Origin of the sequence: Sphingomonas natans (assembly GCF_030546695.1) — a bacterium.
Classification (GTDB): Bacteria; Pseudomonadota; Alphaproteobacteria; order Sphingomonadales; family Sphingomonadaceae; genus Sphingomonas_I; species Sphingomonas_I natans.
The window spans coordinates 66,134-92,230 of sequence record NZ_JAUOTP010000001.1 but is presented as its reverse complement, the minus strand read 5'-3'; the positions used below and the strand labels follow the sequence as shown (position 1 = coordinate 92,230).

Genomic DNA, 26,097 nt, shown 5'->3' with positions numbered 1-26,097 from the left:
TCGGATAATTGTCGGACTGATCGGGAGGAACGGAAGTGCAGTGCGTATGGCCCGTAGGCGCCACCTTGGGCGAAGGCCCTCTCTGGGACGATCGAAGCGGCACGCTCTGGTTCGGCGACATCCTTTCCGGCAGGCTCCATTCGCTCGAGCCGGAGACGAACACGCAGCGCACGATCGAGGTCGGCGGCTATCCGGGGTTCCTGCTGCTCGACGCCGCGGGCGGCTTCGTGCTGGGACGCGGCCACGCGCTCGAACGCTTCGATGGCGAACGCGTGACGGGCGAAACCGCCCGGGTCGAGATGCGCGCGGGCAATCGGCTGAACGACGGCACGGTGGATCCCGCCGGCCGCATCTGGTTCGGCTCGATGGACTTCGGCTGCACGCTGGCGACCGGCGCGGTCCATCTGTTCGCAGGCGGAAAGCTCACGACGGTCGGCGGCGAATGCGCGATCACAAACGGTCCTGCCGTCACCGCCGACGGCCGCCTCCTCTATCACGTCGATACGCTCGCTGGGCAGATCTGGCGCTTCGACATCGGTGAGCGCGACACGCTCATCGACGGCGTTCTCTTCGCGACGATCGATCCGGCCGACGGCACGCCAGACGGCGTCGTCCTCGACAGCGAGGATCACCTTTGGGTCGGCCTGTGGGGCGGCTGGTCGGCGCGGCGTTATGCGCCGGACGGCAAGCTTGTGGAGACGGTTCGCTTTCCCTGCGCGAACGTCACCAAGATCGCCTTCGGCGGGCCCGACCTCAAGACCGCCTACGCGACGACCGCACGCGACAATATGGACGACGCCGCGCTGGCCGATCAGCCGCTGGCGGGCGGCCTGTTCGCCTTTCCGGTCGATGTGCCCGGGCGACTTTCGGGACGGGCAGTGAGCCCGCGCTAAAGGAGGTACGGCCTCCGTCCCGGACGTCTCGAAGCGGGCCAGCAGCGAATGCCGTTTCGCGCTGACCCCCTCGTCGTTCTACTTCAGATCGAGCATCACCACCGATTTGGCGGGCAGCGTCACGGTCAGCGTGCCGCCGTCCAGCCGCGCGCCGGTGAAGGCGGTCGGCACCACGGTCGAAGGCTGCGCGAAGCTGTTGAGCGCATCCATCGCGTTCGCGGTGATCACCTTGCCCGACACCGCGGTGCCGGCGACGCCGGTCAGGCTGACGGTCACCGTCACCGGCCGGTTCGGATCGGCGTTCGTCAGGCCGACATGCACCTGCCCGGCCTTGTCCTTCACCGCCGAGGCGCTGACCGCGGGCACGACCCACTGATCCTTGCCGTACCAGGGCGACTTCAGATCGATCGGCAGCACCGTCGCGTCCATGTACGGCTTGTACATCTGGAAGACGTAATAGGTCGGCGTCTTCACCATCTTCGCGCCGTCGGTCAGGATCATCGCCTGCAGCACGTCGATCATCTGCGCGATCGCCGTCATGCGGACGCGATCGGCATGCTTGGCGAAGATGTTAAGGTTGATGCCGGCCACCAGTGCATCGCGCAGCGTGTTCTGCTGGCGCAGGAACCCGCGATGCGTGCCCGCATCCTCCTCATACCAGGTCCCCCACTCGTCGACGGCGAGAAACACGCGCTTCTCGGGATCATATTTGTCCATGATCGCGCCGTGCTTCGTGAGAAGCTCCTCCATCTTCCAGGTGCGCGACATCGTCTCGGCCCAAAGCGTCTCGTCGAAACCGACCGAGACCGAGCGCTTTTCGAAGCCTTTGGGCACCGTATAATAATGGAGCGACAGGCCGCCGACCGCCTTGGTCGCCTGCTGCATCATCACTTCGGTCCAGTTATAATCCTCGCTGTTCGCGCCCGAGGCGATCTTGGTGATCTTCTCGCCGTAGGGCACCTTCACGAAGGTCGCGAAGCGGCGTGTTTCGTCCGCCGCATATTCGGCGCGCATATTGCCGCCGCAGCCCCACAGTTCGTTGCCGATGCCGAAATAGGGCACCTTCCACGGCGCCTTGTGGCCGTTCTTCGCGCGCTCCTCCGCGAGCGTGCCCGAAGGCGAGGTCATATATTCGACCCACTCCGCCATCTCGGTGGGCGTGCCGTCGCCGACATTGCCTGAGATATAGGCCTCGGCGCCGACCTGATCGAGCAGGTCCATAAACTCGTGCGTGCCGACCGTGTTGGGCTCGGTGACGCCGCCCCAATGCGTATTGATCTTCACCTTGCGCTTGGCCTGCGGGCCGATGCCCTCCCGCCAGTGATATTCGTCGGCGAAGCAGCCGCCCGGCCAGCGGATCGTCGGCACGCTCAGATCGCGCAGCGCCTGGACGACATCGTTGCGGAAGCCGCGCGTGTTGGGGATCTTGCTGTTCTTGCCCACCCACAGGCCGCCATAGATGCCCGTGCCGAGATGCTCGGCGAATTGCGTGAAGATGTGCCGGTCGTAGATCGGGCCCGGCGTATCGCCCTTGATCGTGGCGGTCGCGGTCAAGGCCTCCTGCGCCATCGCCGCGACCGGCGTCGTCGTCAGCATCAGCGCCAGTGTCGCGTGTCGTAACGTACGGATCATCGGCTGTTCTCCCCCTCCTTTTGCGTCCGGCCGATCGGCCGGCGCTATTGTCGTCAGTCGTGAAAGTCTTCGACCAGCTCGCGCCGCCCCCGCAGGAACGCGTCCGCGACATGCCGCAGCGGCGCGATATCGACATCGCTCGTGCCGCTGCGCACCAGATCGGCGAAGCGCGCGTAAAGGCCGGGATATTCGTGGTCGTCGCTCTTATGCTCGCCCGCGGGCAGGAAGAGCTCGTTGCCGCCCTTGGCGAGCCGGAGCTGGCCGGCGTCGGTCTCGACCGTGATGTCCCATGTCTGCGGGCCGGTCTGGCGCCAGTCGAGATCCATCGCGATCGGGGTGCCGTGCGCGTCGCGAAAGTTGAGCAGGGCCGCGATCGGCGCGGCGCGGTTCGCCGGCAGGAACAACGTCCCTTCCTCGAGGAAGAAGGGCGGCAGGATATGCGTCGCGATGGAGAGCGCGTTGATGCCGGGATCGAACACGCCGAGCCCGCCCGGCTCCCATATCCACGCCTGCCCCGGATGCCAGACACGCACGTCCTCGCGCCAGACGATCGAAACGCTTTGGATGGCGCGCCCGGCCAGCCACGCTCGCGCGTGGCCGACGCCGGCGGCGTAGCGCGAATGCCAGCTCGCGAAGAGCGTAACGCCGGCCTTGGCGGCATATTCGTCGAGCACCGCCACTTCGGCGAGCGTCGCCCCGGGCGGCTTCTCGAGGAAGACATGCTTGCCGGCCGCGATCGCTTCCTGCGCGAGCGCGTAGCGAACCTGCGGCGGTGTGCAGAGCGCGACCGCATCGATCTCCGGCCCGTCGGCGAGCAACTCGCCGAGCGTGCGGAACAGCGGCACGCCGCCGGTCGCCTCGCCGCGCGAACTGACCGTCGCGGCCAGTTCGAACGCCTCATTGTTGGCGATGGCAGGGACATGCTGGTCATGGGCGATCTTGCCCATGCCGACGATCGCGACGCGGATCGGTCCCGTCATCAGAGCGCCTTCACGACCGACGGGAGCGTCGCATCGCCCTCGGCGCGCGCCAGCGGGTTGCGCAGCGGCAGCGTGAAGGGCGCGGCCTCGATCTCGAACACGTCACCCGGCTCGGTCTTGATGCCGTCGCTGAACGAGAGGGTCGCGGTGCCGAAGAAGTGGACGTGCAGGTCGCCCGGCCGGCGGAACAGATCATATTTGAAATGGTGATGCTCGAGATTGGCCAGGCTGTGCGACATATTGTCCTCGCCCGAGAGGAACGGCTTTTCCCAGATCACCGCGCCGTCGCGCGTGATCCGGCTCGCGCCGCGTACGTCGCTCGGCGCGTCGCCGACCAGCAGCTCGGGCCCGATCGACGCCTGGCGCAGCTTGGAGTGGGCGAGCCACAGATAATTGTGCCGCTCGGTCACATGATCGCTGAACTCGTTGCCGAGGCACAGGCCGATCCGATACGGCGTCCCATCGTCGCCGACGATATAGACGCCCGCCAGCTCGGGCTCCTCGCCGCCATCCTTGGCGAAGCTCGGCATGGTCAGCGGCTTGCCGGGATCGACAAGCTGCTGCCCGTCGCCCTTGTAGAACCATTCGGGCTGCTGGCCGATCGCGCCCGCGCCGGGCTTGCCGCCCTCGAGCCCTTCCAGGAACATCCGCATGCTGTCGGTCTGCGTTTCGGCCGCGGCCGCCGCCTTGTGCATCTTGTCGCGCCCCTCGGCCGAGCCGAGATGGGTGAGGCCAGTTCCGGTCAGAATCAGATGCGCGGCATCGGAATGATCGATCGGCGCGATCAGCCGGCCCGCCGCATATTCGGCGGCGAGATCGACCTCGGCCCCCTCGCCCGCCGCTGCGACCGCCTCGGCCAGGCTCACGCCCTCGCCGATCGCGCGCAGCGCCAGTTCGCGCACGCTGGCGACATTGGGCACGATCGTCGCGCGATCCCCTTGCGCGGCGATCACGGTTCGTTGGCCATTATCGTCGCGATGCTGCAGCAGCCTGAGGCTCATCCGGTCTCCCTTTCCGATTATTCGATATGCGCTCAGCCGAGCGACGCGACCCCGTCGAGCAGCTTGGGCACGTTCGGCGCATCGTCCCGCAACTCCGGCGGGAGCAAGGCAGCGCTCAGATTCTGATAGCTCACCGGCCGCAGGAAGCGGTCGATCGCGAGACTGCCGACCGACGTCGTCCGCGCGTCCGAAGTCGCCGGAAACGGCCCGCCATGCACCATCGCGTGCGTCACCTCGACGCCCGTCGGCCAGCCATTAACGAGGATGCGTCCCGCCTTGCGCTCGAGCAGCGGCAGCACCCTGGAGGCCAGCGCTTCGTCCTCAGGGTCCATCTGCAAAGTCGCAGTCAGCTGCCCTTCGGCCGCGGCGATGACCGACATCAGCGTCGCCTCGTCCTTGCAGCGGACGAGGATCGACGACGGGCCGAACACTTCGTGCCCGAGCGCGGGATCTTCGAGAAACGCCTCGGCGCTCGTCGCAAAGAACGCTGCCTGCCCACGCGCATCGCCCTCGCCGACCAGCCCGCGCGCGAGCGTCTCGACACGATTATGACCGGCCAGCGCGTTCGCGCCATTCTCATAAGCGTCGTGGATTCCGCCCGTCAGCATCTTGCCGGCCGCAGCCTGCGTCAGCGCTGCGGTCGCCGCCTCTTCGAACGCCGTCAGGCCATCGCCTTCGATACCAAGCAGCAAACCGGGGTTGGTGCAGAACTGCCCGACGCCCATCGTCACCGATTGCGCGAAGGCCGTTCCCAGCGCCGCGCCGCGTGCCGCGAGCGCGGCCGGCATCAGCAGCACGGGGTTGATGCTCGACATCTCGGCGTAGATCGGGATCGGCACGGGCCGCGCCTGCACGAGCTTCGCAAGCGCGAGCCCGCCGCCGCGCGATCCGGTGAAGCCCACCGCGGCGATGCGCGGATCCTGGACCAGTGCCGCGCCTATCTCGTTGCCCGGACCCGTCACATGGCCGAACACGCCCTCCGGCAGACCGCAGGCGGCAACCGCGCGGCGGATCGCAGCTGCGACCAGTTCACCCGTCTCGGGATGCGCCGGATGCGCCTTCACCACCACCGGGCAGCCCGCCGCGAGCGCGGAGGCGGTGTCGCCCCCCGCGGTCGAGAAAGCGAGCGGGAAGTTCGACGCGCCGAACACCGCGACCGGGCCGAGCGGGATCATCCGCAGGCGCAGATCGGGTCGCGGCAACGGCGCGCGCTCCGGCAGCGCGGGATCGATCCGCACGCCCATCCAATAGCCGGCGCGAACGTAGCCCGCGAACATCTTGAGCTGGCCGATCGTCCGCCCCCGCTCGCCTTCGAGTCGCGCCGTCGGCAGCCCGCTTTCGCGCGATGCGGTGGTGATCAGGTCCGCGCCGATCGCGGCAATCTCCTCGCCGATGCGTTCGAGGAAAACGGCGCGCGCCTCGCGGTCGGTGGCGCGATACGTATCGAAGGCGGCCTCGGCGGCGAGGCAGGCGGTTTCGACTTCTGTGGGATCTGAGCTCATTACTCAGACATATTCGAGAGCGCGACGGGTGGCAATTGCCGGACGCCCCCGACTGATGCACTGATGCTCATCTGATGGAGCCCAGCGCCGACGATATCGAGAAGGAAGCGGATGGCGGTACCGGCCCGGTCGCGATCGGGCGTGTCCGGCGCGGGACCGGCCGCCGGCTGCACGGCGCGATCGCCAACAAGCTTGGCCGGGCGATCCTCGGCGGCGAATATGCGCCGGGCGAGCGGCTGGAGGGCGAGGTCGCCTTTTCCGAAAGCCTCGACGTGTCGCGCACCGCCTATCGCGAGGCGATTCAGGTGTTGGTCGCCAAGGGGCTCGTCGAAAGCAAGCCGAAGGCGGGTACGCGCGTGCTGCCCCGCAACCGCTGGAACCTGCTCGATCCCGAGGTGCTGGCCTGGGCCTTTTCCGGCCGGCCGCACATGGATTTCGTACGCAACCTGTTCGAGCTGCGTTCTATCATCGAGCCCGCCGCCGCGCGCCTCGCGGCCGAGCGCCGCGATCGGACGGACCTGAAGGCGCTGCGCGATGCGCTGACGGGGATGCGCCAGCACAGCCTCGCCACCGAAGCCGGCCGTGCCGCGGATCGCGACTTTCACGACGCGATCCTGCAGGCCACGCGTAACGACGCGCTCGTCGCGTTGAGCGCGAGCATCGGTGCGGCGGTGAGCTGGACGACGATATTCAAGCAGCGCGGCGAGCCGCTGCCGCGCAACGCGATTCCCGATCATGTCCGCGTCTACGACGCCATTGCCGCCGGCGAGCCCGAGGCTGCGGCGGAGGCGATGCGCGCCCTCGTCGCGCTGGCGCTTGAGGATACGCGCAGCGCGATGGCCTGAGGCGTCAGACGGCCCGATCGGCCTGGATGGCCGAGGGCTTCGCGCCCCACAGCGCATAAGCCAGCGTCACGACCTCGCATACCGCCGTCAGCGCGAACGATGCCTGCAGGCCGAAGCGGTCGGCGAGAAGCCCTTGCACGAACACGAGCGCGCCGCCCGCAATCGCCATGATCATCAAGCCCGACCCCTCTTCGGTCAGCGGCCCAAGCCCGCGGATCGCGAGAGTGAAGATCGTCGGGAACATGATCGAATGGAACAGCCCGACGAGGATCAGCGCCCACATCGCGACATGCCCGCTCGTGAACAGCACCGTCAGCATCACGATCAGCGCACCCGCGGCGAACACCGCCAGCACATCCTCCGCCCGGAACTTCTGCATGATCGCCGAGCCGACGAACCGGCCGACCATCATCCCGCCCCACAGCAGCGTGAGATACTGACCGGCCTTCTCGTGCGTGAGATTGGCGATGTGCGGCTGGCTGACGAAATTGACGAACAGGTTGGCCACGCCGATCTCGGCGAGCAGATAGGCGACCATCGTCGGGATGCCGAGCACGAGCGCGCGATGCTCCCACAGCGATAGGCTCTTGCGCGCCTCCTTGTCGACGCGGCTGGTCGCATTCTGGCCGATCGCGGGCAGCGGGAAGCGTGCGATCACCGCCGCCAGGACGAGCAGCACGATGGCCACGAGCAGATAGGGCAGCACCACCGAATGCGCGTCGGCGAGCCGCTCGGCGGGCGTCAGCACGCGGTCTGCCGTAGCGGTGCCGCTGACCGAGCGGCCGAGGATCAGATAGGCGCCGAATGCGGGCGCCAGCATCGTCCCCGCCGAGTTCATCGCCTGCACCAGATTGAGCCGCGACGAGGCGGTCTCGGGCGATCCGATCACCGCGACATAGGGGTTGGCCGCGACCTGCAGCAAAGTGATCCCGCTCGCGATCACGAACAGCATCACCAAAGTCACCCCGTAGGACGGGATCGATGCTGCGAGGACCATGCCAAGCGCGCCGAGCGCCATGATGCCGAGCCCGGTCACCAACGACTTCTGGTAACCGATCCGCTCGATCAGCTTGGCCGACGGGATCGATGCGAAGAAGTACGCGATGAACCATACGCTCTCGATCAGCGTCGTCTGCGTGTAGCTGAGATCGAACACGCTGCGCAGATGCGGCAGCAGCGTGTTGTTGATGACCGTGATGAAACCCCACATGAAGAAGAGGCTCGCGAGCAGGCTCAGCGAGGCGCGCGTGCTGACCTTCGGGCCGGAGGGATCCGCGCGGCTCACCGCGGCGGCATTCACTGGTGCGGGCATCGATCCACTCCTCGCTTGATTCGTCGCCCGCCTTGGCGCGCACGCTTGTCCTTCGCTATTTTGTCGGACTAGAAAGCGGCGACGGATGCGTCAACGCCATCCGCCCTGGAGAGGTTATGCGAGGAATTGCCCGTGGTCCGTCCACATGCCTGGCCGCAGCGCTGCTGATGGCCGCCCCCGCCACCGCCGCCGAAGTGCATCGCGAGGCTGCCGGAACGCTCAAGGACGGCACCGCGATCGAGGCCGTCACGCTCTCGAACGGCAAGGGCGTCTCCGCGCGCATCCTCTCTTATGGCGCGACGCTGCAGGCGCTGAAGTCGCCCGACCGCGACGGCAAGATCGCCGACATCGTGCTCGGCTATGACGATGCGGCGACCTACGAGAGCAAGCCCAATTTCTTCGGAGTCACCGTCGGCCGCTACGCCAATCGCATTGCCGGCGGCCGCTTCACACTTGACGGCAAGAGCTATTCGCTCCCGCTCAACGACAAGACCAACTCGCTGCACGGCGGCGGCAACGGCTTCGACAAGAAGGTTTGGCGCATCGTCTCGGCCACGAGCGGCCCGGTCGCGAAGCTCGTGCTCGCGCTGACCAGTCCCGATGGCGATGCCGGCTATCCCGGCAAGCTCGACGTGACGGTCACCTATTCGCTCGACGAGCAGAATGCGCTGACGATCGCTTATGCGGCCACGACCGACAAGCCGACCGTCGTCAACATGACCAGCCACGCCATCTTCGATCTCGCCGGCGAAGGCTCGCCTGGCGGCGCGACCGGGCACCGCCTGACGATCCCCGCCGCCGCCTACACGCCGGTCGACGCCAAGCTGATCCCGACGGGCGAACTGCGGCCGGTCGCGGGCACCGTCTTCGACTTCCGCAAACCGCGCGTCGTGGCCGATGGCATCCGCGACGGGCGCGACGAGCAGATGCGCTTCGGCCAGGGCTACGACCACAATTTCGCGCTCGACAAGGGCCTCACCGCCGAACCCGGTCTCGCCGCGCGGCTGGAGGATCCGCAATCGGGCCGCGTGCTGGAGGTGCTGACCACCGAGCCGGGCGTCCAGTTCTACACGGGCAACTTCCTCGACGGCACCTATGTCGGCAAAAGCGGCCATCTCTACCGGATGGGCGACGGCATCGCGCTGGAGCCGCAGAAATTCCCGGACGCGCCCAACAAGCCTGCCTTCGTCTCGGCGCGCGTCGATCCGGGCAAACCCTATCGCCACGTCCTGATCTTCAAGCTGTCGACCGCGGGGCGCTGAGCGCGACCGTCTCTCACGCTGTGAGAGACCGACTTTGCGCCGGTCCTGAGCGTCGGCCAAGGTCTGATCACGGAAAAACAGATAACTGGAAGAGGGCCGAGATCGCATGAAAGCCATGGCATCCCGTCGCGAAATTCTGGGCTCGTCGGCGGCGCTCGCCACGGCCGGAATGGCGGCACTGGCCAATCCCGGAGCGGCCGCCGCGCAGACCGTGGGCGTCAAGGCAGGCGACCTGCCCGATCTCACGGTCAAGGAGGTGCGCTGCTACGTCACCGACATCGCCGGCTATAAAAGCCTGAACGGTGAGAATGGCGAGATCGTCTCGATCATCACCAACAGCGGGATCGAAGGCCTCTATACGCTCGGCAACCGCAATCGCACGCCGGGGCAAGGCTGGGTCGATTGGGCGAAGGCGACGCTCGTCGGCAAGAGCGTGGTGGATCTGCTGCCAGCATTGGCCTCCACGTCCGGGCTGAAGAGCACCTACGGCTTCAACGGGCAGATGGGCGATCCCAAGGAGAATGGCCGCTACACGGGCGCGCAGACCTTCGGGAAGCGCGGCGGCGTCGGCGATGAATCCGCGTTCGTCACGCCCGCCCTCCAGGGCAGCGGTCTCGTCCTGCGCGGCGGCGGCGCCTGGCCGAACTGGTACCGCGCGGCCGCCGACATCTGCCTGTGGGACATCATGGGCAAGGCGGTGAACCGCCCGATCTACCAGATCCTGCATGGCGGCGTCGGCGCGCAGAAGACCAAGCTGATCGCTTATGCCAGCTCGACGCATCACCCCTCGATCGAGGATTATGCGCCCGAGGCATTGAAGGCCAAGAGCCAGGGCTTCCGCGCCTATAAGATCCACCCCGGCACCGGCGCGCATCGCAAGGGCGCGGACGTGCCCGCCTATCTCGGCCATATCGAGGAAGCGAAGCAGATCCGCGCGGCGGTCGGCGACGAGTATATCCTCGCCCACGATCCGGTGATGATGTACAATCGCTACGAGGCGATGAAGGTCGCCCGCGCGCTTGATGATCTCGACTTCGCCTGGTTCGAGGATCCGCTGCGCACCGACGATCAGGAAGGCCTGATCGAGCTTTGCCGCTATGCGAACCTACCGATCCACGTCGGCGAGTTCATCTATTCGATCGCGGACTTCGCCGAATATATCGCCAAGGGCGCGCTCGACGTCGTCCGCCTGATCGCGGACAATACGGGTGGCATCAGCGGATCGATGCGCGTTGGCCTGCTTGCGGATGCCTTCGGCCTCGAATGCACGCCGCACAATTGGGGCAACCCGATGGATCTGGCGGTGCACTTTCACCTCGAGCTGGCGCTACCCAACGCCTCGTGGTTCGAAGTGCCCTACCCGGCCGAACTGGTCGATCACCCTTACATGCCGATCAAGTATCGCCCCGATAAGGACGGCTATATCCACGCGCCGACCGCGCCGGGTCTTGGCGTGCCGATCGACCGCGCCGCCTTCGATCGCGCGACCAAGCAGATTCTGCGGTGATCCACATGCCCACCCGGCGCCTGCTGCTGCAGGGGCTGGCGCTTGGCGCCGCGGCCTTCGCCGCGCCCGGCGCGCTGCTGCAGGCGGCGCCTGCGGACAAGCGCTTCCGCGGCCTCTTCCCGATCGGCGCGACGCCGGTCGACGCCGCCGACAAGATCGATTTCGCCCAGCTCGCGGGCCAGGTGACCTTCCTGCGCCGCGCGCGCGTGCCGGGCATAGCCTGGCCGCAGATCGCCAGCGGCTGGACCGTATTGACCGAGGCCGAACGGCTGCAGGGCGCGGAAGCGCTCGTCGGCGCAGCCAAGGGCGGCGAGACGGCGGTGGTGATCGGCATCCAGAGCCCCGACACGGCGGCGGTAAAGCGTTACGCGACGCATGCCGCCAAGATCGGCGCCGCGGCCGTGATCTGCATTCCGCCCGAGAAGATCACTGACGAGGCGGCGCTGCTCGATTATTATCAGCAGGTCGGCAAGATGAGCCACCTGCCTTTGTTCGTGCAGGCGGTCGGCAAGATGAGCGTCGATCTGCTCGTCAGGATGTACGAGACGATCCCGACGATGCGCTACGTGAAGGACGAATCCGGCGAGCCGCTGGAGCGCGTCCAGGAATTGCTGAAGCGCACCAAGGGCGAGGTCGCGGACTTCTCCGGGCGCGGCGCCAATTTCCTGGTCACCGAAATGGATCGCGGCTTCATCGGCGCCTGCCCCTTCATGACGCTCACGGACGTCTACCAAGCGGCGTGGGAAGCGTGGCAGGCGGGCGACAAGGCCAAGGCTTTCCAGATCTTCGGCGCGATCCAGGCGGCCAACACGATGTTCTCGCAAAGCTCGATCGAGGCGATGATCGCGCGTGGCATCTTCACGCCCGGCACGACGCTGCGCATGGGGCCGATGGCGATGGGCTCGTCGGCGGGGCGCTATCTGCCCGCGCGTTCGGTGGAGGAGATCAAGCGCGTGATGGACACCTATCTCCGCCCCTATCTGCGCGCGTGAGGAAGCATATGACCGGTCACCGTCTGCGCGTCCTCGCCGCTATTGGCGCGGTGGCACTGGCAGGCTCCGCTGTGGCGCAGCAGCCTTACACGCTGTCGCTGCCCATCCAGCCGACCGGGCTCGCGAGCTACGCGACCTCGGCCGAGATCGCGGCGATCATCAAGCATGCCGAAGGCGAGATGAAGCCGGGCCAGCCCGTGATCGTCCAGCCGATTCACCAGTTCGGCACCTATACGAGTTTCATCGAGATCCGCCGCGGCGGCTGGACCGCGGCGACGCATGCCGACATCGAGCTTTTCTACGTCGTGCGCGGCACAGGCACGCTGCTGATGGGCGGCCAGATCGCCGATCCGAAGCCGGGCAAGAACGGCAACGTCTCCGGCACCAGCATCACCGGCGGCCAGACGATCAAGGTCGCCCCCGGCGACGTCTTCTTCGTGCCCGCCGAGACGGCGCACCAATTTCCTGCGCCGGACGGCGAACTCGTCCTGATCTCGATGCATATTCCGCGCGGGGACGCACCCGCCAAGCCTTGAAGTCGGCCGGATAGACGGCGGCGTTGCAGGAACGATCCCGCGCAAATACGAAATGCGGGTTCCTGCCTTGCGCAGGAGCCCGGTTCGCTCAGCCTGCCTCGGCTTCGCTCAGTTCATGCTGCGGATCGATCAGCAGCCACAGCAGCCCGCCCACCATCGCGATCCCGCCCGCGACGAGGAACGACGCCGTCCAGCCGAAGGACTCGGCCACGATCGGCATCGTCGAGGCGGTAACCACCCCTCCCAGTTGCGCGCCCATGTTCATCACGCCGGACAGCACGCCGCTCGATTTGCCGCCGATATTGGCACTGAGCGTCCAATACGCACTCTGCGCGAAGTAGAGCGAGCCCGCCCCGCCGGCGAGGACGATGCTCGCGAGCTGCGCGCTCGACACGGCGGTTGCGCCCATCACGAACAGGCTCGCCAGGATCATCGCGCCCGCCGCGATCCGGCAACGCCCGATCCGGTCCCCGTGCCTTGCAGCCATCCTGTCGGAAACCGATCCGCCGAGCGTCGAGAAGATCGTCATCGCCAGGAAAGGGAGTGTAGCGAGCAGCGCGCTCGATTTCAGATCCAGCCCGCGGACCTTCGACAGATAGATAAAGAACCAGGAGAAGAAGATGTAGGCGACATAGCCGAAGCAGAAATAGCTCGTCGTTAGCAGCAGCACCTGCTTGTCCTTGACGACCGTGCGCCAGTCCGCGCCGCCCTCGCCCTTCGACCGTGGCGCCACATGCGCCTCGATATAGGCCAGCTCCTGCGGCGAGATCGCCGGATGCTCGTGAGGCGTATCGCGCACCGCGAACAGCCAGCCGATGCCGACGACGACGCCGATGATCGCACTCGCATAGAAGGCCCATTGCCAGCCGAAATTGACGACGATCGCGGTGATGAGCGGCGGAGCGATACCGCCGCCGATGCCCACGCCGGCGAAGATGAAGCCATTGGCGAGGCCACGTTCGGACTTCGGCACCCAACTGCTGACGAGCCGGTTGGTCGCCGGGAAGATCACCGCCTCGCCTACGCCCAGCAGCAGCCGCACGACGATCAGCAGCGTCAGCGCGAACGGCAGGCCCGGCGGCAGCATCGCAGTCAGCGCGGTGAAGACCCCCCACCACACGATCGCCGCGGCGACGCAGCGATAGGCGCCGAACCGGTCCGCGATCCGCCCGGCAAAGGGCTGGCTCAGCGCATAGCCGAGCGCGAAGGCGGAAAAGACGAGGCCGAGTTGTCGATCGCTCAGCGCGAAGGCCTCCTTGATGGACGACCCCGCGATCGAGATATTGTTGCGATCAAGGTAGGAAACCGCGCTGATCACGAACGCCCAGGTGACGACCGTCCAGCGCAGCCGCCCGCTTTTCTCGGCAATGCCGGCCCGCAGATCTGAGATCACAAGGCCACGCCTGCATGAGCCATCGCGGTGGGCTCTTTGCCCGATATGCCCGACAGCCTCGCCGGCGGCGTATCGCACCACGGATAGATGCGACGCCCGACCTCCGCAGCCGCCTCGAGCAGATTGTCCGTCATCTCCTGGCGCCTAGCTTCGCTCAGACGATCCGCCTCGTCGCAGAAGGAGATCGCCGCCACCACCCGGCCCGCCGGGTTGCGCACCGGCGCGGCGATGCAGCGCACATCCTCCAGCGTCTCGCGATCGTCGAGCGCGAAGCCGAGCAACCGGATTTCCTGTAACTCCGCGCGCAGGCGATCCTCGCGGGTGATCGTCTGGGGGGTGAAGGCGACGAGCTCGCCCTCTTCGAAAAAGGCCTTGAGATCGTCCTCGGGCAGTTCGGCGAGCAGGATCTTGCCGAGCGCGGTACAATAGGCCTCGAACTGCATGCCCTGCGCGAGCAGGAAACTGCCGCGCGGCCGTCCGGCGCGCGCGACATAGGTGACCATGCCCTCTTCGTAGACGCCGATCTGGACGGTGACGTCGAGACGCTGCGACCAGCTCTCGAGGATCGACTGGGCCGCGGTCCGCCACAGATCCTGCGCGTCGATGCTGTTGGACAATTCGAGCAGAAGCATGCCCGGACGGTAACGCCCGCGCGCATCGCGAACGACCGCGCCAATCCCCTCCAATGTCTGCATCATCCGATAGCCGGACGCCTCGGGCATCTTCGCGCGACGCGAAAGCTCGGAGCTGGTCAACCATTCGTCCGGCCGGCGAAACGCCCGCAACAGGACAAAGGCCTTCATGACCGACTGGTTCTTCGGAGTTCCCATCTCTCTCTCCTCCGTTTGCGGGCTCTTTTCGGCCCTTCACTTCGCCTTTTTACGGCGGATTGCATCGGCAAGCCCATGCACGACGCCGACGCCGGCAGGCCAATTCTCTCACGAACTGAGAGGCGGCGAGCGGCAGCGAATCCGGTAGCTGAACATGTCAGCCGCCGATTTCTATTGTATGACAATACTGCCCTTTGGTTCAGGACCTGTCCAGCATCGCCTGACACAGACACAAAAAAAGGTCAGGCTTCCGCGATAGGAAGCCTGACCCTCAGGGATCGCCATCCTGTGGCGATCGGGAAAACGTGTTAGAACTTCTTGCGGACCGCCACGCTGATGACACGGCCGACCACGTCGCCGATCCCGTAGCCGAACGCCGATCGCATGAACGGCGGCTCCTGGTCGAACAGGTTGCTGACATCGAGATCGATCTCGCTGCCCTTCATCAGCCCCTCGCCGTCGAATTGATAGCCGAAGTGCAGATCTACCGTGGTGTAGGAGTCGATCTTGTCGATCGCGAGCGCTCCACTCGCGAGATTGAACTGGTTCTTATACTTCCCCGTGAAGTTGACGGTGCCGACCGCGACGACGGGACCGGACTTGAGCGAGGTCTGGCCGCGAACCTTCAGGCGCTGCTGCCCGAAATTGAACTGATCGACGAAGGCGGAGCCCGGCGCACCGCTCTGATTGTAATTCAGGACATAATTGCCCTGGATCTGCGTCCCGATCCTGCCGATGCCGGTATCGAATTCGTAGCCGATATCGAAATCGAGACCGTCCGTGTTGATCTGCGCGAGGTTGGCGCGACGCAGGATCGTGACACTGTAGATATCGGGCAGATCGGCGGCGCTGTTGACTGTCGCGGGGAAGCCCTGACGGGGAATATCCTTGATCAGGTTGAACACGGTATTCTTGTCGATCGGCCGCGATACGCAGTTCGTGCCGGTCGGATAGGTCCCGCTCGCGCAGACGATGTTGCTGACGAAATAGGGATTGAAGGCCGGATCGACGTAGAAGAAGGCCGAGTTCGGGAAGGCCACGCGGCCCTTGAACTTGATATTGTAGTAAGTGAGGCTTGCCCGCAGGCCGCGGATGGCCTCTGGCTGGAAATCGGCGCCGAGCGAATAGCTCTTGGATTTCTCGGCATCGAGATTGGGATTGCCGCCCGCGATGAAGATGCCGCCCGGCACGGAGCCGACCGGCATGCCCGGTGGCAACAGTCCGTTCGCCAGATAGCCGGCGCGCGTGTCGGGTCCGAACAAATCGGGCAATGCCGGAGCATGGAACGACGTGCTGTAGCTGCCGCGGAAGGTCAGCCCGCCGACGGGCGACCAATTGACGCCGATCTTCGGGTTCGTCGTGCTGCCGAAATCGTTATATTTGTCGTAGCGTCCCGACAGCGAGAGATCGAGCCGCTGGAAGATGCCGGTCGCATTGTCCGCGCCGAAGATCGGCACGAACAACTCCCCGAAGCCCGAATAGACCTTGCGGAGCCCGCTCTGCGCGCCGACGCCTTCGCGGAAGCCGATCCGGCCATTCAGGAACAGGCCGTCATAATATTCCTGGCGATAGACGCCGCCGAGCGCGACCTTGACGTCGCCGCCGGGCAAGGTGAACAGCTTGCCGTCGATCTTGGAGTTGATCTCCCAGATATACTGCTTGGAGAAGTAGCGCTGCTCCCAGTCGGCGAGCGTGATGGCCGTCTGCGAGCTCGTGCCATTGCCGAACGGATCGATCGCCGTCGCGGCGGTCGGCGCGTTGATAAAGGCGGCGTTGGCGATCGAACTGAAGCTGCCCTCGTGCAGATCGGTCTGGCTGCGCGATCCGGTGACGTAGGTCGTCCAATTGAAGTCATGCGGCAGCTTGATGTTCGTGCCGACCGTTCCGCCATAGACCTCCACTTCCTGGCTGTCGCGCTCGGGAATGCCGGTCACGCGGTTCACGTTGTAATAGACCGTCACCGAGGGAACCGACGCCGGCACCCCGGCCGGGAAGAACGGGCTCTGCCGGGTGACGACGCCGTTCGCGTAGAGCGAGCCCTCGGGGCGCTTCGCGTCGGAGGTGGTGCGCGAATAGAAGGCGTCGCCGAACAGCTCGATGCCATTGGTCACGTCCTGATGGCCCGATCCGAAGAAGCTCAGCCGCTCCTGCTTGGGATAGATGTCGCCGTCGGAGAAATTGTCGCAGCGCGGATTGATCGCGCCCGTGGCCGGCTGGATGAAGTCGCCGGTGGGGGCGCCCGCCGCGGTGTTGTAGCGATAGGTGGCAGGCGTGCAGGCATTGCCGATCACGCGATTGTCGCGGCCGCCCTGAGCGAGGAAATTCTGCGTCAGGTAATTCTTGTCGCGGGCTTCGATGCGGCTGTTCTTGGTATATTCGCCCGAGACCATCACGCCGCCCGTGCCCCATTTGGCGCCGGTCACGGCATTGGCGTTGAGCGTCCGGTAGCCGTCCTTGCCGAAGCCGGTGCGAAACGTGCCTTCGATGCCCTGATAATCGCGGCGCGTGATGACGTTGACGACGCCGGCGATGCCGTCCGATCCGTACACCGAAGACGCGCCGTCGGCGACGATCTCGACCCGCTGGATAGCGGACGGCGGCACGATCGAGGGATCGGGAATGTTCTGAAGCTGGCCGACGCCGACGAGCCGATGACCGTTGATCAGCACGAGCGTCTGCGCCTGGCCGATGCCGCGGATGTTCGGCGCGGTCGAGATGATGCCGTTGGATCGCTGGTCCGGCCGGGGCGTGGTGTTGAACGCGCCGAGCTGGGGCACGTTCGACAGCAACTCTTGCGTCGTCGTGGCGCCGGTATTGACCACCGAATCCGCGCTCAGCTGGATCAGCTGCGAACCCGTCGGCGGCACGCCGCGGATGCTGGAGCCGGTAACCACGATCTCGGAAACGTCGGCCTCCGACGGACCCGTCGAGGATGGCAGCGTACCGGCGGGCACGGTGGAAGCGCTGGCATCTGCGGGGCTTGCGGGCGGCGGCGTCGGGGCGGCCTGCGCGAAAACCGGATCGGCGAAAAGCATTGCGTTGAGCCCGGCGCCCAACAGAAGCGCGGCAGGCAGCCGGCTCCCCTTAAGGAATCCCTTCATACATCCTCCTCTGTGACCGCGCCTTTTTGGCTGATCGGTCTTTTATGCTCTTGCCGAACTTGATCCGGCGGGCATCGAAATCTTGGGTCTTTCGGCGCTTGTCTGTCAAACAACCGGCATCTGTTCACTCTCAGCAGGTGAGAGCGAGCCCGTGATATTCATCCACTGGTCAGGCGCCTTTGGGCGGGCGTGCGCGGCTGCCATTTGTAGGCGGCCAGCGAGTTGCGCCAGAAATACTTCTCCTGCTCGGCGATCGGCCGATCCGCATAGAAAGCGCGCGCGACGGCGAATACCTGATCGAGCGGCGTATCCTGGAGGATATTAGGCCAATCGCTCCCGAACATGACTCGATCGGGGCCGAACGTGCCTGCCAGCAGCCGTAGCCGATCGCGATAGGCCTCCACGTTCGTCGCCGTCCGCCCCGCCAACGGATGAATGATCTCCGAAAGCTTGGCGAACACGGTCGGACGCTGCGCGAGCTCGCGTAGGACCGCATCATAGCCTGCCTGGTCCGCCGGCTCGGGATCGAAACGCGGCAGATGATCGAGCACGATGCGCAGCCCCGGCACGGCATCCGAGATCCGCACCACCGCCTGCAGCAGATCGAGCCGCGGATTGGCGGTGTCCAGCACGAGATCCATGTCGGCCAGCAGCTTGAGCCCGTTCAGGAAGCTCTGCTCCCGGCTCTGCGTGACGAGATCGTAACCCCACAGATTGCCGTAGCGCAGCCCCCGGAACAGCGGATCCTTGGCGAAGCGCGCGACGATCTTGTCGAAGCCGGCCGTCTCGAGAGGGATGTTGCCGATCGTGCCGATCATGATCGGATCGCGCGCCGCCGTCTCCAGCACCCACAGATTGTCCTCGATCCAGGCGCTGGCCTCCACCTCGATCGCGCCGACGACATCATGGCGCCGGACGAGGGCCGCATAATCAGCCGGAAACGCGCCCTTTTCGTAAGTCGGCGAATTGCGCGGGCCGCGATAGGGCGCGCCCTGCGGCCGATTGGGATCGAACAGGTGGATATGCGTGTCGATGATCGGTATCGCGCGCCCGGCGGCCTTGCCCGCCGTCGCCGCCGCCAATGTCGCCGCGCCGCCGATCAGCAGCTCGCGCCGCCCGATCCCCTCTCCGATCCCCATCATCATTCTCTCCGTTGCGCGCAACGCTGCCAGCCCCGAGCCGGCGACGCCAACCGCCATCGCGATCGACCTCTCACCCAGTGAGAACCGGGGATCGATCCAAGGATGCAGGCCGGGCCGGCGCAGTCTAGCACCGCTCCAAATATAAGCGCGATGGGAGAAAAGCGGGATGATCCGGCAGGAAGGCGCACCGAGGGGTCGACCCTGGCTGATCTGGATCGGCGTACTACTCTTTGCGCTCAGCGGCGCCGCACTGGCCGTACCCGGGCTTTGGCTGCTGACTTTGGGCGGCTCGGCTTATTATCTCCTCGCCGGCGCCGCGCTACTCGCCTGCGCGGTGCTGATGGTTCGCCGGCGCGTAGCGGCACTATGGCTGATGGCGGCCTTGCTCGCCGCAAGCCTTGGCTGGGCGCTTTATGAAGGCGGGTTCAACTTCTGGGCGCTGATGCCCCGCCTCGCCTTCCTGATCGGTCTCGCGATCCTGCTGCTCCTCGCCTTCCGGAACGTCCGGAGGAGCGGCGCGCCGCGCCTGGTGCTTGGCACGATCGCGGCGATCTCGCTGGTGGTCCTGCTCGCGCCGCTCATCGGCGGCGCGCACATCGACGGCAGCGGCGTCCTGCCCCGTCCCAACGCCACCGCCTCGGGCGACCTCGACTGGCCGAGCTACGGCAACCGCGCCGCCAATCGTTATACTCCCCTCGCCGAGATCAACCCCGCGAGCGTCGGTCGGCTCGGCGAGGCATGGGTCTATCATAGCGGCCTGCGCTCGCCCGACGGCAAGCGCCGCGGCGGTCTCCAGCTCAATCCGATCATGGCCGATGGGCTGGTGTATGGCTGCACCGCCTTCAACAGGATCTTCGCGCTCGATCCGGTGACGGGCAGGCAGGTCTGGCGACGCGATACGCTCAACCGCGATTCATCCGGCGGCCACCCCGCCTGCCGCGGCGTGACCTTCTTCCGCGCACCCGTCGGCACCGCCGAATGCTCCACCCGGATCCTCGCCGGCACGATCGACAATCACCTGATCGCGCTCGATGCGAAAACGGGCGCCTTCTGCCGAAGCTTCGGCGACGGCGGCCGCGCGGATCTGCTCACCGGCCTCGGCAAGATTCCGCAAGGCTGGACCCACCCGACCTCCCCCCCGACGATCGTCAACGGCACCGCCGTCATCGGCGCTTATGTCGTCGACAACCAGTCGACCGAGGTGCCGCCGGGCGTGATCCGCGGCTATGATGCGGTCACCGGGCGGCTGAAATGGGCGTTCGACGCCGCCAAGCCCGATGCGACCCAGCCGCCCGCCCCCGGGACGATCTACACGCACTCCACGCCCAATGCCTGGACGGTCTTCAGCGGCGACGATCGCCTGAATCTCGTTTTCGTCCCGATGGGCAATGGCAGCCCCGATTTCTTCGGCGGCAAACGCCCTGCCAGCACCGATCGCTTCTCGACATCGCTCGTCGCGATCGATGTCACGACGGGCGCGGTCCGCTGGACCTTCCAGGCCGTGCATCACGATCTGTGGGATTATGACCTCGCCGCGCAGCCCGCTCTCGTCGATTTCCCGGTCGGCGATCGCACCGTCCCGGCGATCATCCTCGCCACGAAGACCGAGCAATTGTTCGTGCTCGACCGGCAGACCGGCAAGCCGCTCACCCAGGTCGAGGAACGCCGCGCACCGCCCGCCTCGGCCACGGGCGAGCGTCCATCACCAACCCAGCCTTATTCGGTCGGCATGCCGAGCCCGTTCCGCGGCGATCTGACCGAGGGGACGATGTGGGGCCTTACGCCCTTCGATCAGCTCTCGTGCCGGATCGCGTTCCGTCGCTCCGTCTATGGCGGCATGTACACGCCGATGGGGATGACGCCGACGATCCGCTATCCGGGCGAATTGGGCGGCATCGATTGGGGCAGCGTCTCGATCGATGCGGGCCGCGGGCTACTGATCGTCAACTCGAACCATCTAGCGGATCGCGACCAGTTCATCTCGCGCGAACAGGCCGATCGCGAGGGGCTGGTCCCCAAGGTCGATCCGCGCGGGCATTCGGCGCCCGGCGGCGCGATGGCCGGGACGCCTTATGCCGTCCACTGGGGGCCGTTTCTCTCGGCGCTGGGCGTGCCCTGCCAGCAGCCACCCTTCGGCGAGATCAGCGCGATCGACCTGAAGACGAGGCGGACGGTCTGGACGCGCCCGCTCGGCGATGCGCGCGCGAGCGGCCCGTTCGGGCTTCGCCTCGGATTGCCGATCGTACTAGGCGCGCCGAATATCGGCGGCACGCTCGCCACCGGCGGCGGCCTCGTCTTCGTCGCCGCGACGCAGGACGAGATGTTCCGCGCATTCGATGTCCACACCGGCAAGCTCGTCTGGCAGACCAGGCTGCCCGCGGGCGGACACGCGACCCCGCTCAGTTATCGCGGCCGCGACGGGCACCAATATGTCGTGATCCCGGCCGGCGGCGGCTCGCTCAAGGATCCGCAGGGTGATGCCATCGTCGCCTTCCGGCTCGATGCGAAGAAATAGAAGGCAAGGCTCAAGATGCTCAGCAAATTCGTAGCGGCAGCCGCCCTTGCCGGCGCGGTGGTGACGGCGCCCGCTGCGGCGTTCGACAAGCCGCAGACCACCTACAAGGTCTTTCAGTTCCCGCAGGACAGGATCCCGCGCATCGACGGCGAGTTCTCCGACTGGGACATGGTCCCCGAAAGCTATGTCGTCGGCCAGGACCAGATGACCGATCAGGACGGCGGCCACCACAATCCGGACAAGACGCTCAACATCCGCGTCAAGGTCGGCTGGGTGAAAGGCCTCAACCGCCTCTATTTCCTCTACGAAGCCAAGGACGATTATTGGGATTTCTCGCTGCCCGGCCTCCACAACGACACGTTCGAGGTCGTCGTCGATGCCGATCTCACCGGCGGGCCGCTGATCGACGTCCAGCACCAGGACATCTGGAAGCCCGAATGGGTCGGCCAGCGCGCGTCGAAGACCGATCCGCGCGTGCCCGGCTCGCTCACGCACTGGTATAGCCACGGCGTCCAGGCGCAGAATTACCACATCATGACCCCGCACAAGGACAAGGATTGGGCGATGGCGTGGGGCTCGCCGACGTGGATCAAGAATTTCCCCTTCGCCAATGCGGCGCAGAGCTACAAATTCACGCCGGGCCAAAGCGGCACCTACCGCCTCGAATTCTACATCACGCCGTTCGACCATGCCGATCCCGAAGGTCCGGAGCGATCGGTGGAGTCGAAACTGCGCGAGGATGCACTGATCGCGCTCGGCTGGATCGTCATCGACTATGACGACGTGAAGACCGACGCGAAGAACGGCTTCTGGTCGCTTTCCACCCAGCGCCCGATGTTCGGCCTTGCCTCGGACCTCCCGCTGTTCAAGCTGATGCCGATCGAGAACGCCAAGCTCGAAGCGCGCTGGAGCTGGAAGGTCGTCGACATGGATCGCCGCCTCGTCGCCTTCCATGACGACAGCGTCGGCAAGGCCACCGGCTGGCACTGGGATTTCGGCGATGGAACCAGCTCGACCGAACAGCATCCGATCCACGCCTTCGCCAAGCCCGGTAGCTTCGTCACGATCCTCGACGTCACCGGGCCGGATGGCACGTCGCGCCGGTCCAAGGTGTGGGACGTACAGCTACGATGAAAAAACTTTCCCCGTTTTCCCTTCGTGCTGAGCCTGTCGAAGCACTGTCCTGCTCCTTCGGCTCGCAGGTTGGACGAAAAGGACGATCCTTCGACAAGCTCAGGACTAGCGGGTTATGGCTGGCGTCGATCGCCGCCATCTCGCTGTCAGCCCCTGTGATGGCGAACGATGTCGGCCGCGCCTTTCCGTCCGAGAAGCGGATCGTCGTCGACAAGGTCGCTGGCGCGCAGCTTCAGTTGCTCACCGACGATCCTGCGGGCGGCGATTCCAAGATCTACCAGACGCATCCGCAATGGGCGCATGACGGCCGCCACATCATCTTCCGCTCGTCGAAGCGCTCGGCGGACGGCAACGCGCAGGCGTTCGCGGTCGATGAGGCCAGCGGCAGCATCGTCCAGCTGACCGACGGACCAGACGTGATGACGGGCTCGCTCAATGTCGCGCGGCTGACCAACGAGCTCTTCTATCTGCGCAAGAGCGATGGCCGCTGGAGCCTCTACGCGGTCGATCTCGACGCCGTGTTTAGGCTGGCCGCTGCGGGCAGGAAGGGCACAGGTCGCTTCGAGCGCCGCATCGCCACCTTGCCCGCCGACTATCGCGATTCGGGTGGGTGGACGCTCGATGCCGACGAGAAGACCGCCTATTTCGGCGTGTCCCGGTCCGAGGCACCGCCCCGTCCGCCCGGCCAGCCCGTCCCGCAGGTGCCCGGCGGCGTCCGCGCGCTCGATCTGAAAACCGGCGCGTGGCGCACGGTGATCGACGCGCCGTTCCGCATGGGCCACGTCCAGGCCAATCCGTGGGTCCCGGGCGAGATCCTCTATTGCTGGGAGACGGGCGGCGATGCGCCGCAGCGCATGTGGATCGTCCGCGCCGACGGCAGCGGCAACCGCCCGCTTTATCCCGAGCTTCCCGACGACTGGGTCACGCACGAGGTGTTCATCGACAGGGACCATGTGATGTTCAATCTCATGGGCCACACGCCGAAGCTGAGACAGCATATGTCGGGCGTGATCGTCGTTTCGCTGCGCGACGGCACGACCGAGAATCTCGGACAGACCAACTGGACGGACGGGCGCAGCTTCTGGCATTCCGGCGCGACGCCCGACGGGCGCTGGGGGTTGGCCGATGATTGGAACGGGACGGTCTGGTTGCTCGATCGCACCAACGGCCAGCGGACGATGCTCTCGACCGGGCACCAGATGAAGCCCGATCACAATCATGGTGATTTCAGTCCGGATGGGACCCGCATCCTCATCCAGTCCGGAATGCTCAGCCAAGGAAAGAAGCTCGATCTCATGACAGTGCCGCTGCCCGCCTGGGCGCTCCAGAAGACCGCGACAGGGACGATCGCCAAGTGACGGCGAAGAAGACGCTGATCGTCGCCCTGCTCCTTGCCACCATCGCGACGCCGGCCCCAGCCGCCGCGCCACTGACCTATCGCGCCGAGGCGTTTCGCTTCGATCCGCAGGCCGTGCCTGCCCCCGATCGCGTGCTCGCGGTGCTCAACCATACGGCGGCCGCGCAGATCGCGGCGCTGGCCGCGCAGCCGCTCCACATCCCCCGCGAACGATCCGGCGGAGTGACGGTCAACTGGATCTCGGCGACGTTCCTGATCGGACTCGGCCGCCTCGCCCGCGTCTCGGACGAGGCAGGCGCGCAGGCCTATCTGCGCGAGGTGGCCGAACATTATAATTTCGGGCTGCTCGGCGCCTGGTCGCCGCACAATATGATGGACGCCGACAATGTCGCGATCGGCGAAGTCTATGAGGAGCTTGCCGCGCGCAGCGGCGAGGCCGGCGAGATCGCGCCGCTGCGCGACCGGCTCGATGGTCAATTGGCGCTGCTCGAAACGCCGCCGCCGCCGGGCAAGCTCGTCTGGTGGTGGTGCGATTCGCTGTTCATGGCGCCGCCGGTCTTCGCGCGCCTGTCGGTCCAGACCGGCGACGATCGCTATCTGAAGGCGATGGATGCGCAATGGTGGCACGTCTATGATCGACTGTGGTCGCCCGAGCACAAATTGTTCTGGCGCGACGAACGCTTTCCGCTGCGCAAGACGCGGGGCGGCCAGCCCCTCTTCTGGAGCCGGGGCAATGGCTGGGTCGCCGCCGGGCTCGCGCGGCTGCTCGACACGCTCCCCGCCGATCATCCGTCGCGCGCGCGCTATATCGCGACGTTCCGGACGCTGATGGATCGGGTCTCCCAGCTGCAGCGCAAGGAAGACGGGCTGTGGACCGCCAACCTGCTCGATCCAACCGACCCTTCGGGCCCGGAGACGACGGGCGCCGCGCTCTTCGCTTATGCGATGGCGTGGGGCGTCAATCATGGCGTGCTCGATCGCAAGGCCTATCTGCCGCGCGTCGAGCGCGCCTGGTCGGGGCTCGCGGCGAAGGTCCAGCCGAACGGACTGCTCGGCTTCGCGCAGCGCGCGGGTGACCAGCCCGTGCCATCGGCCGCGGACGATCATGCGCTGTACGGGACCGGAGCCTTCCTGCTGGCCGGCGTCGAGGTGATGGACCTCGGCAAAGGCTTCACCGCCTTTCCGTCGGCCGAGCCGCGCCGCGATCCGCCGGGGCCGGTCCGCCTGCCGATCGCGCTGCGGCCGAAGCCCGCCGGAGCAACGCCCGAGCAGATCGCAGACTGGGCGCGATCGCAGGAGGAAAGGCAGGCGATGATCGACCTTTCCTTCGATCCTCCGCTAAAGAAGTAACATGTCGGAGGACACGCTCCTGCAGACCGAGACCGAGAAGCGCGCCGGCACCGTCGGCGCGCAGACGCTGGAGCGCGGGCTGGACATGCTGGAGCGTATCGTCGCCCAGCCGATGCGGATGCCCGCCCTGCTGCGCCAGTCGGGGCTGTCCAAGACGACGACGTGGCGGCTGGTGCAGGCGCTGGCTGACCGCCGCTTCGTCGCCATCTCAGCGTCGGGCGAATTTCATGCCGGGCCGAAGCTGCTGCAACTCGGCTCCTGCGCGCAGGAGCAGATCGATCTGCTGCTGATCGCGCGGCGGCATCTGGACGATCTCGCCGCGGAGACCGGGCACTCGGCGTTCCTCGGGCGGCGGGACGGTGATTATTCGGTCCACCTTCATCGCAGCGCGGGCAACGAGCGGGTAGCGGTGACGACCGCGCCGGGGACGCGGCGTCGGCTGGCGGAGACGAGCCTCGGCAAGGCACTGCTGCTCGACGCCTCGCCGGCGGCATTGCGCTCGGCCTATGAGGCGTCCGATGTCGCCGCCGCTTTGCCCGACTGGCTCGCCGAGATGCACGGCTATGCGGCGATGGGGAATGTGCTCAACGTCGGCCCGCCGCCCGACAGCATCCACGCGATCGCCGCGCCGATCCGCGACGTCGGCGGCAAGATCGTCGCCGCGATCAGCATCGCGAGCGCCGGCCAGTATCTCGGCGAACACCGGATGCAGACGCTGGCGCCCTGCGTCCGCGCGGCCGCAGCGGCGATCAGCCGGGCGCTGGGCTGGACCCCGGCGGACGGCCCCGCCGGGGACGGAGCCGGCTAAGGCTC

Annotated in this window: 20 protein-coding genes; 11 read left to right on the top strand and 9 right to left on the bottom strand. The window is 66.4% G+C overall.

Annotation, left to right across the window (positions count from 1 at the left end; genetic code table 11):
• Window positions 1-65: 65 nt before the first annotated feature.
• Window positions 66-893, top strand: coding sequence for an SMP-30/gluconolactonase/LRE family protein (locus Q4F19_RS00475; RefSeq protein WP_303539179.1), 828 nt, complete (start codon window positions 66-68; stop codon window positions 891-893).
• 78 nt (window positions 894-971) lie between these two features.
• Here the strand turns inward: Q4F19_RS00475 and Q4F19_RS00470 are convergent, their stop codons facing one another.
• From Q4F19_RS00470 to Q4F19_RS00455, 4 genes are read right to left on the bottom strand one after another with little or no spacing between them, the layout of a single operon-like run.
• Window positions 972-2,525, bottom strand: coding sequence for an alpha-N-arabinofuranosidase (locus Q4F19_RS00470; RefSeq protein WP_303539178.1), 1,554 nt, complete (start codon window positions 2,523-2,525; stop codon window positions 972-974).
• A gap of 53 nt (window positions 2,526-2,578) precedes the next feature.
• Complete coding sequence (locus tag Q4F19_RS00465) at window positions 2,579-3,505, bottom strand: Gfo/Idh/MocA family protein (protein ID WP_303539177.1); 927 nt, start codon at window positions 3,503-3,505, stop codon at window positions 2,579-2,581.
• Window positions 3,505-4,506, bottom strand: a complete 1,002-nt coding sequence (gene araD1 / locus Q4F19_RS00460; protein ID WP_303539176.1) for an AraD1 family protein — start codon at window positions 4,504-4,506, stop codon at window positions 3,505-3,507. The genes Q4F19_RS00465 and araD1 overlap by 1 nt, the downstream gene beginning before the upstream one ends.
• Before the next feature lie 32 nt (window positions 4,507-4,538).
• A complete protein-coding gene (locus Q4F19_RS00455; RefSeq protein ID WP_303539175.1) occupies window positions 4,539-6,008 on the bottom strand; it encodes an aldehyde dehydrogenase (NADP(+)) in 1,470 nt (489 codons plus the stop codon).
• 74 nt (window positions 6,009-6,082) lie between these two features.
• Here Q4F19_RS00455 and Q4F19_RS00450 point away from each other — a divergent pair, with 74 nt between their 5' ends.
• Window positions 6,083-6,853, top strand: a complete 771-nt coding sequence (locus Q4F19_RS00450) for a FadR/GntR family transcriptional regulator (protein WP_303539174.1) — start codon at window positions 6,083-6,085, stop codon at window positions 6,851-6,853.
• 4 nt (window positions 6,854-6,857) lie between these two features.
• Here Q4F19_RS00450 and Q4F19_RS00445 read toward each other — a convergent pair whose 3' ends face one another.
• The gene (locus Q4F19_RS00445) at window positions 6,858-8,165 is read right to left on the bottom strand and encodes a sugar MFS transporter (RefSeq protein ID WP_303539173.1); all 1,308 of its coding nucleotides are present in this window, start codon (window positions 8,163-8,165) and stop codon (window positions 6,858-6,860) included.
• A gap of 167 nt (window positions 8,166-8,332) precedes the next feature.
• Here Q4F19_RS00445 and Q4F19_RS00440 point away from each other — a divergent pair, with 167 nt between their 5' ends.
• From Q4F19_RS00440 to Q4F19_RS00425, 4 genes are all read left to right on the top strand, one after another.
• Complete coding sequence (locus Q4F19_RS00440; RefSeq protein WP_303539172.1) at window positions 8,333-9,427, top strand: aldose epimerase family protein; 1,095 nt, start codon at window positions 8,333-8,335, stop codon at window positions 9,425-9,427.
• A gap of 115 nt (window positions 9,428-9,542) precedes the next feature.
• Entirely contained in the window at window positions 9,543-10,934 is a 1,392-nt protein-coding gene (locus tag Q4F19_RS00435) for a mandelate racemase/muconate lactonizing enzyme family protein (protein ID WP_303539171.1), read from the top strand.
• A 5-nt stretch (window positions 10,935-10,939) separates the two neighbouring features.
• On the top strand, window positions 10,940-11,926 hold the full coding sequence (locus Q4F19_RS00430) for a dihydrodipicolinate synthase family protein (RefSeq protein ID WP_303539170.1): 987 nt from the start codon (window positions 10,940-10,942) through the stop codon (window positions 11,924-11,926).
• 8 nt (window positions 11,927-11,934) lie between these two features.
• Window positions 11,935-12,462: a cupin domain-containing protein gene (locus Q4F19_RS00425; RefSeq protein WP_303539169.1), complete on the top strand. Its 528-nt coding sequence runs from the start codon at window positions 11,935-11,937 to the stop codon at window positions 12,460-12,462.
• 88 nt (window positions 12,463-12,550) lie between these two features.
• Here Q4F19_RS00425 and Q4F19_RS00420 read toward each other — a convergent pair whose 3' ends face one another.
• The 4 genes from Q4F19_RS00420 to Q4F19_RS00405 form a co-directional block, all read right to left on the bottom strand.
• A complete protein-coding gene (locus tag Q4F19_RS00420; RefSeq protein ID WP_303539168.1) occupies window positions 12,551-13,855 on the bottom strand; it encodes an MFS transporter in 1,305 nt (434 codons plus the stop codon).
• Window positions 13,852-14,685 (bottom strand): IclR family transcriptional regulator, encoded by an 834-nt coding sequence (locus tag Q4F19_RS00415; protein WP_303539167.1) that lies wholly within the window; start codon window positions 14,683-14,685, stop codon window positions 13,852-13,854. Before Q4F19_RS00415 ends, Q4F19_RS00420 begins: the two co-directional genes overlap by 4 nt.
• A gap of 308 nt (window positions 14,686-14,993) precedes the next feature.
• On the bottom strand, window positions 14,994-17,786 hold the full coding sequence (locus Q4F19_RS00410; protein ID WP_303539166.1) for a TonB-dependent receptor domain-containing protein: 2,793 nt from the start codon (window positions 17,784-17,786) through the stop codon (window positions 14,994-14,996).
• A gap of 158 nt (window positions 17,787-17,944) precedes the next feature.
• Window positions 17,945-18,928 (bottom strand): amidohydrolase family protein, encoded by a 984-nt coding sequence (locus Q4F19_RS00405; protein ID WP_303539165.1) that lies wholly within the window; start codon window positions 18,926-18,928, stop codon window positions 17,945-17,947.
• 166 nt (window positions 18,929-19,094) lie between these two features.
• Here Q4F19_RS00405 and Q4F19_RS00400 point away from each other — a divergent pair, with 166 nt between their 5' ends.
• From Q4F19_RS00400 to Q4F19_RS00380, 5 genes are all read left to right on the top strand, one after another.
• On the top strand, window positions 19,095-21,443 hold the full coding sequence (locus Q4F19_RS00400; protein WP_303539164.1) for a pyrroloquinoline quinone-dependent dehydrogenase: 2,349 nt from the start codon (window positions 19,095-19,097) through the stop codon (window positions 21,441-21,443).
• Between the two features lie 15 nt (window positions 21,444-21,458).
• A complete protein-coding gene (locus Q4F19_RS00395) occupies window positions 21,459-22,577 on the top strand; it encodes a PKD domain-containing protein (protein ID WP_303539163.1) in 1,119 nt (372 codons plus the stop codon).
• Between the two features lie 158 nt (window positions 22,578-22,735).
• Window positions 22,736-23,935 (top strand): hypothetical protein, encoded by a 1,200-nt coding sequence (locus tag Q4F19_RS00390; protein ID WP_303539162.1) that lies wholly within the window; start codon window positions 22,736-22,738, stop codon window positions 23,933-23,935.
• Window positions 23,932-25,284 (top strand): glycoside hydrolase family 88/105 protein, encoded by a 1,353-nt coding sequence (locus Q4F19_RS00385; RefSeq protein ID WP_303539161.1) that lies wholly within the window; start codon window positions 23,932-23,934, stop codon window positions 25,282-25,284. The genes Q4F19_RS00390 and Q4F19_RS00385 overlap by 4 nt, the downstream gene beginning before the upstream one ends.
• 1 nt (window position 25,285) lies before the next feature.
• The gene (locus Q4F19_RS00380; RefSeq protein ID WP_303539160.1) at window positions 25,286-26,092 is read left to right on the top strand and encodes an IclR family transcriptional regulator; all 807 of its coding nucleotides are present in this window, start codon (window positions 25,286-25,288) and stop codon (window positions 26,090-26,092) included.
• Window positions 26,093-26,097: the final 5 nt, after the last annotated feature.

Bases quoted from the DNA above. Each gene is read 5' to 3' on its own strand.
- Q4F19_RS00445 (WP_303539173.1), bottom strand. From the start codon at position 8,165: ATGCCCGCACCAGTGAATGCCGCCGCGGTGAGCCGCGCGGATCCCTCC.
- Q4F19_RS00430 (WP_303539170.1), top strand. From the start codon at position 10,940: ATGCCCACCCGGCGCCTGCTGCTGCAGGGGCTGGCGCTTGGCGCCGCG.
- Q4F19_RS00470 (WP_303539178.1), bottom strand. From the start codon at position 2,525: ATGATCCGTACGTTACGACACGCGACACTGGCGCTGATGCTGACGACG.
- Q4F19_RS00425 (WP_303539169.1), top strand. From the start codon at position 11,935: ATGACCGGTCACCGTCTGCGCGTCCTCGCCGCTATTGGCGCGGTGGCA.
- Q4F19_RS00440 (WP_303539172.1), top strand. From the start codon at position 8,333: ATGGCCGCCCCCGCCACCGCCGCCGAAGTGCATCGCGAGGCTGCCGGA.
- Q4F19_RS00435 (WP_303539171.1), top strand. From the start codon at position 9,543: ATGGCATCCCGTCGCGAAATTCTGGGCTCGTCGGCGGCGCTCGCCACG.
- Q4F19_RS00455 (WP_303539175.1), bottom strand. From the start codon at position 6,008: ATGAGCTCAGATCCCACAGAAGTCGAAACCGCCTGCCTCGCCGCCGAG.
- araD1 (WP_303539176.1), bottom strand. From the start codon at position 4,506: ATGAGCCTCAGGCTGCTGCAGCATCGCGACGATAATGGCCAACGAACC.
- Q4F19_RS00390 (WP_303539162.1), top strand. From the start codon at position 22,736: ATGGCGAACGATGTCGGCCGCGCCTTTCCGTCCGAGAAGCGGATCGTC.
- Q4F19_RS00450 (WP_303539174.1), top strand. From the start codon at position 6,083: ATGGAGCCCAGCGCCGACGATATCGAGAAGGAAGCGGATGGCGGTACC.
- Q4F19_RS00415 (WP_303539167.1), bottom strand. From the start codon at position 14,685: ATGGGAACTCCGAAGAACCAGTCGGTCATGAAGGCCTTTGTCCTGTTG.
- Q4F19_RS00395 (WP_303539163.1), top strand. From the start codon at position 21,459: ATGCTCAGCAAATTCGTAGCGGCAGCCGCCCTTGCCGGCGCGGTGGTG.
- Q4F19_RS00380 (WP_303539160.1), top strand. From the start codon at position 25,286: ATGTCGGAGGACACGCTCCTGCAGACCGAGACCGAGAAGCGCGCCGGC.
- Q4F19_RS00400 (WP_303539164.1), top strand. From the start codon at position 19,095: ATGATCCGGCAGGAAGGCGCACCGAGGGGTCGACCCTGGCTGATCTGG.
- Q4F19_RS00405 (WP_303539165.1), bottom strand. From the start codon at position 18,928: ATGATGGGGATCGGAGAGGGGATCGGGCGGCGCGAGCTGCTGATCGGC.
- Q4F19_RS00410 (WP_303539166.1), bottom strand. From the start codon at position 17,786: ATGAAGGGATTCCTTAAGGGGAGCCGGCTGCCTGCCGCGCTTCTGTTG.
- Q4F19_RS00465 (WP_303539177.1), bottom strand. From the start codon at position 3,505: ATGACGGGACCGATCCGCGTCGCGATCGTCGGCATGGGCAAGATCGCC.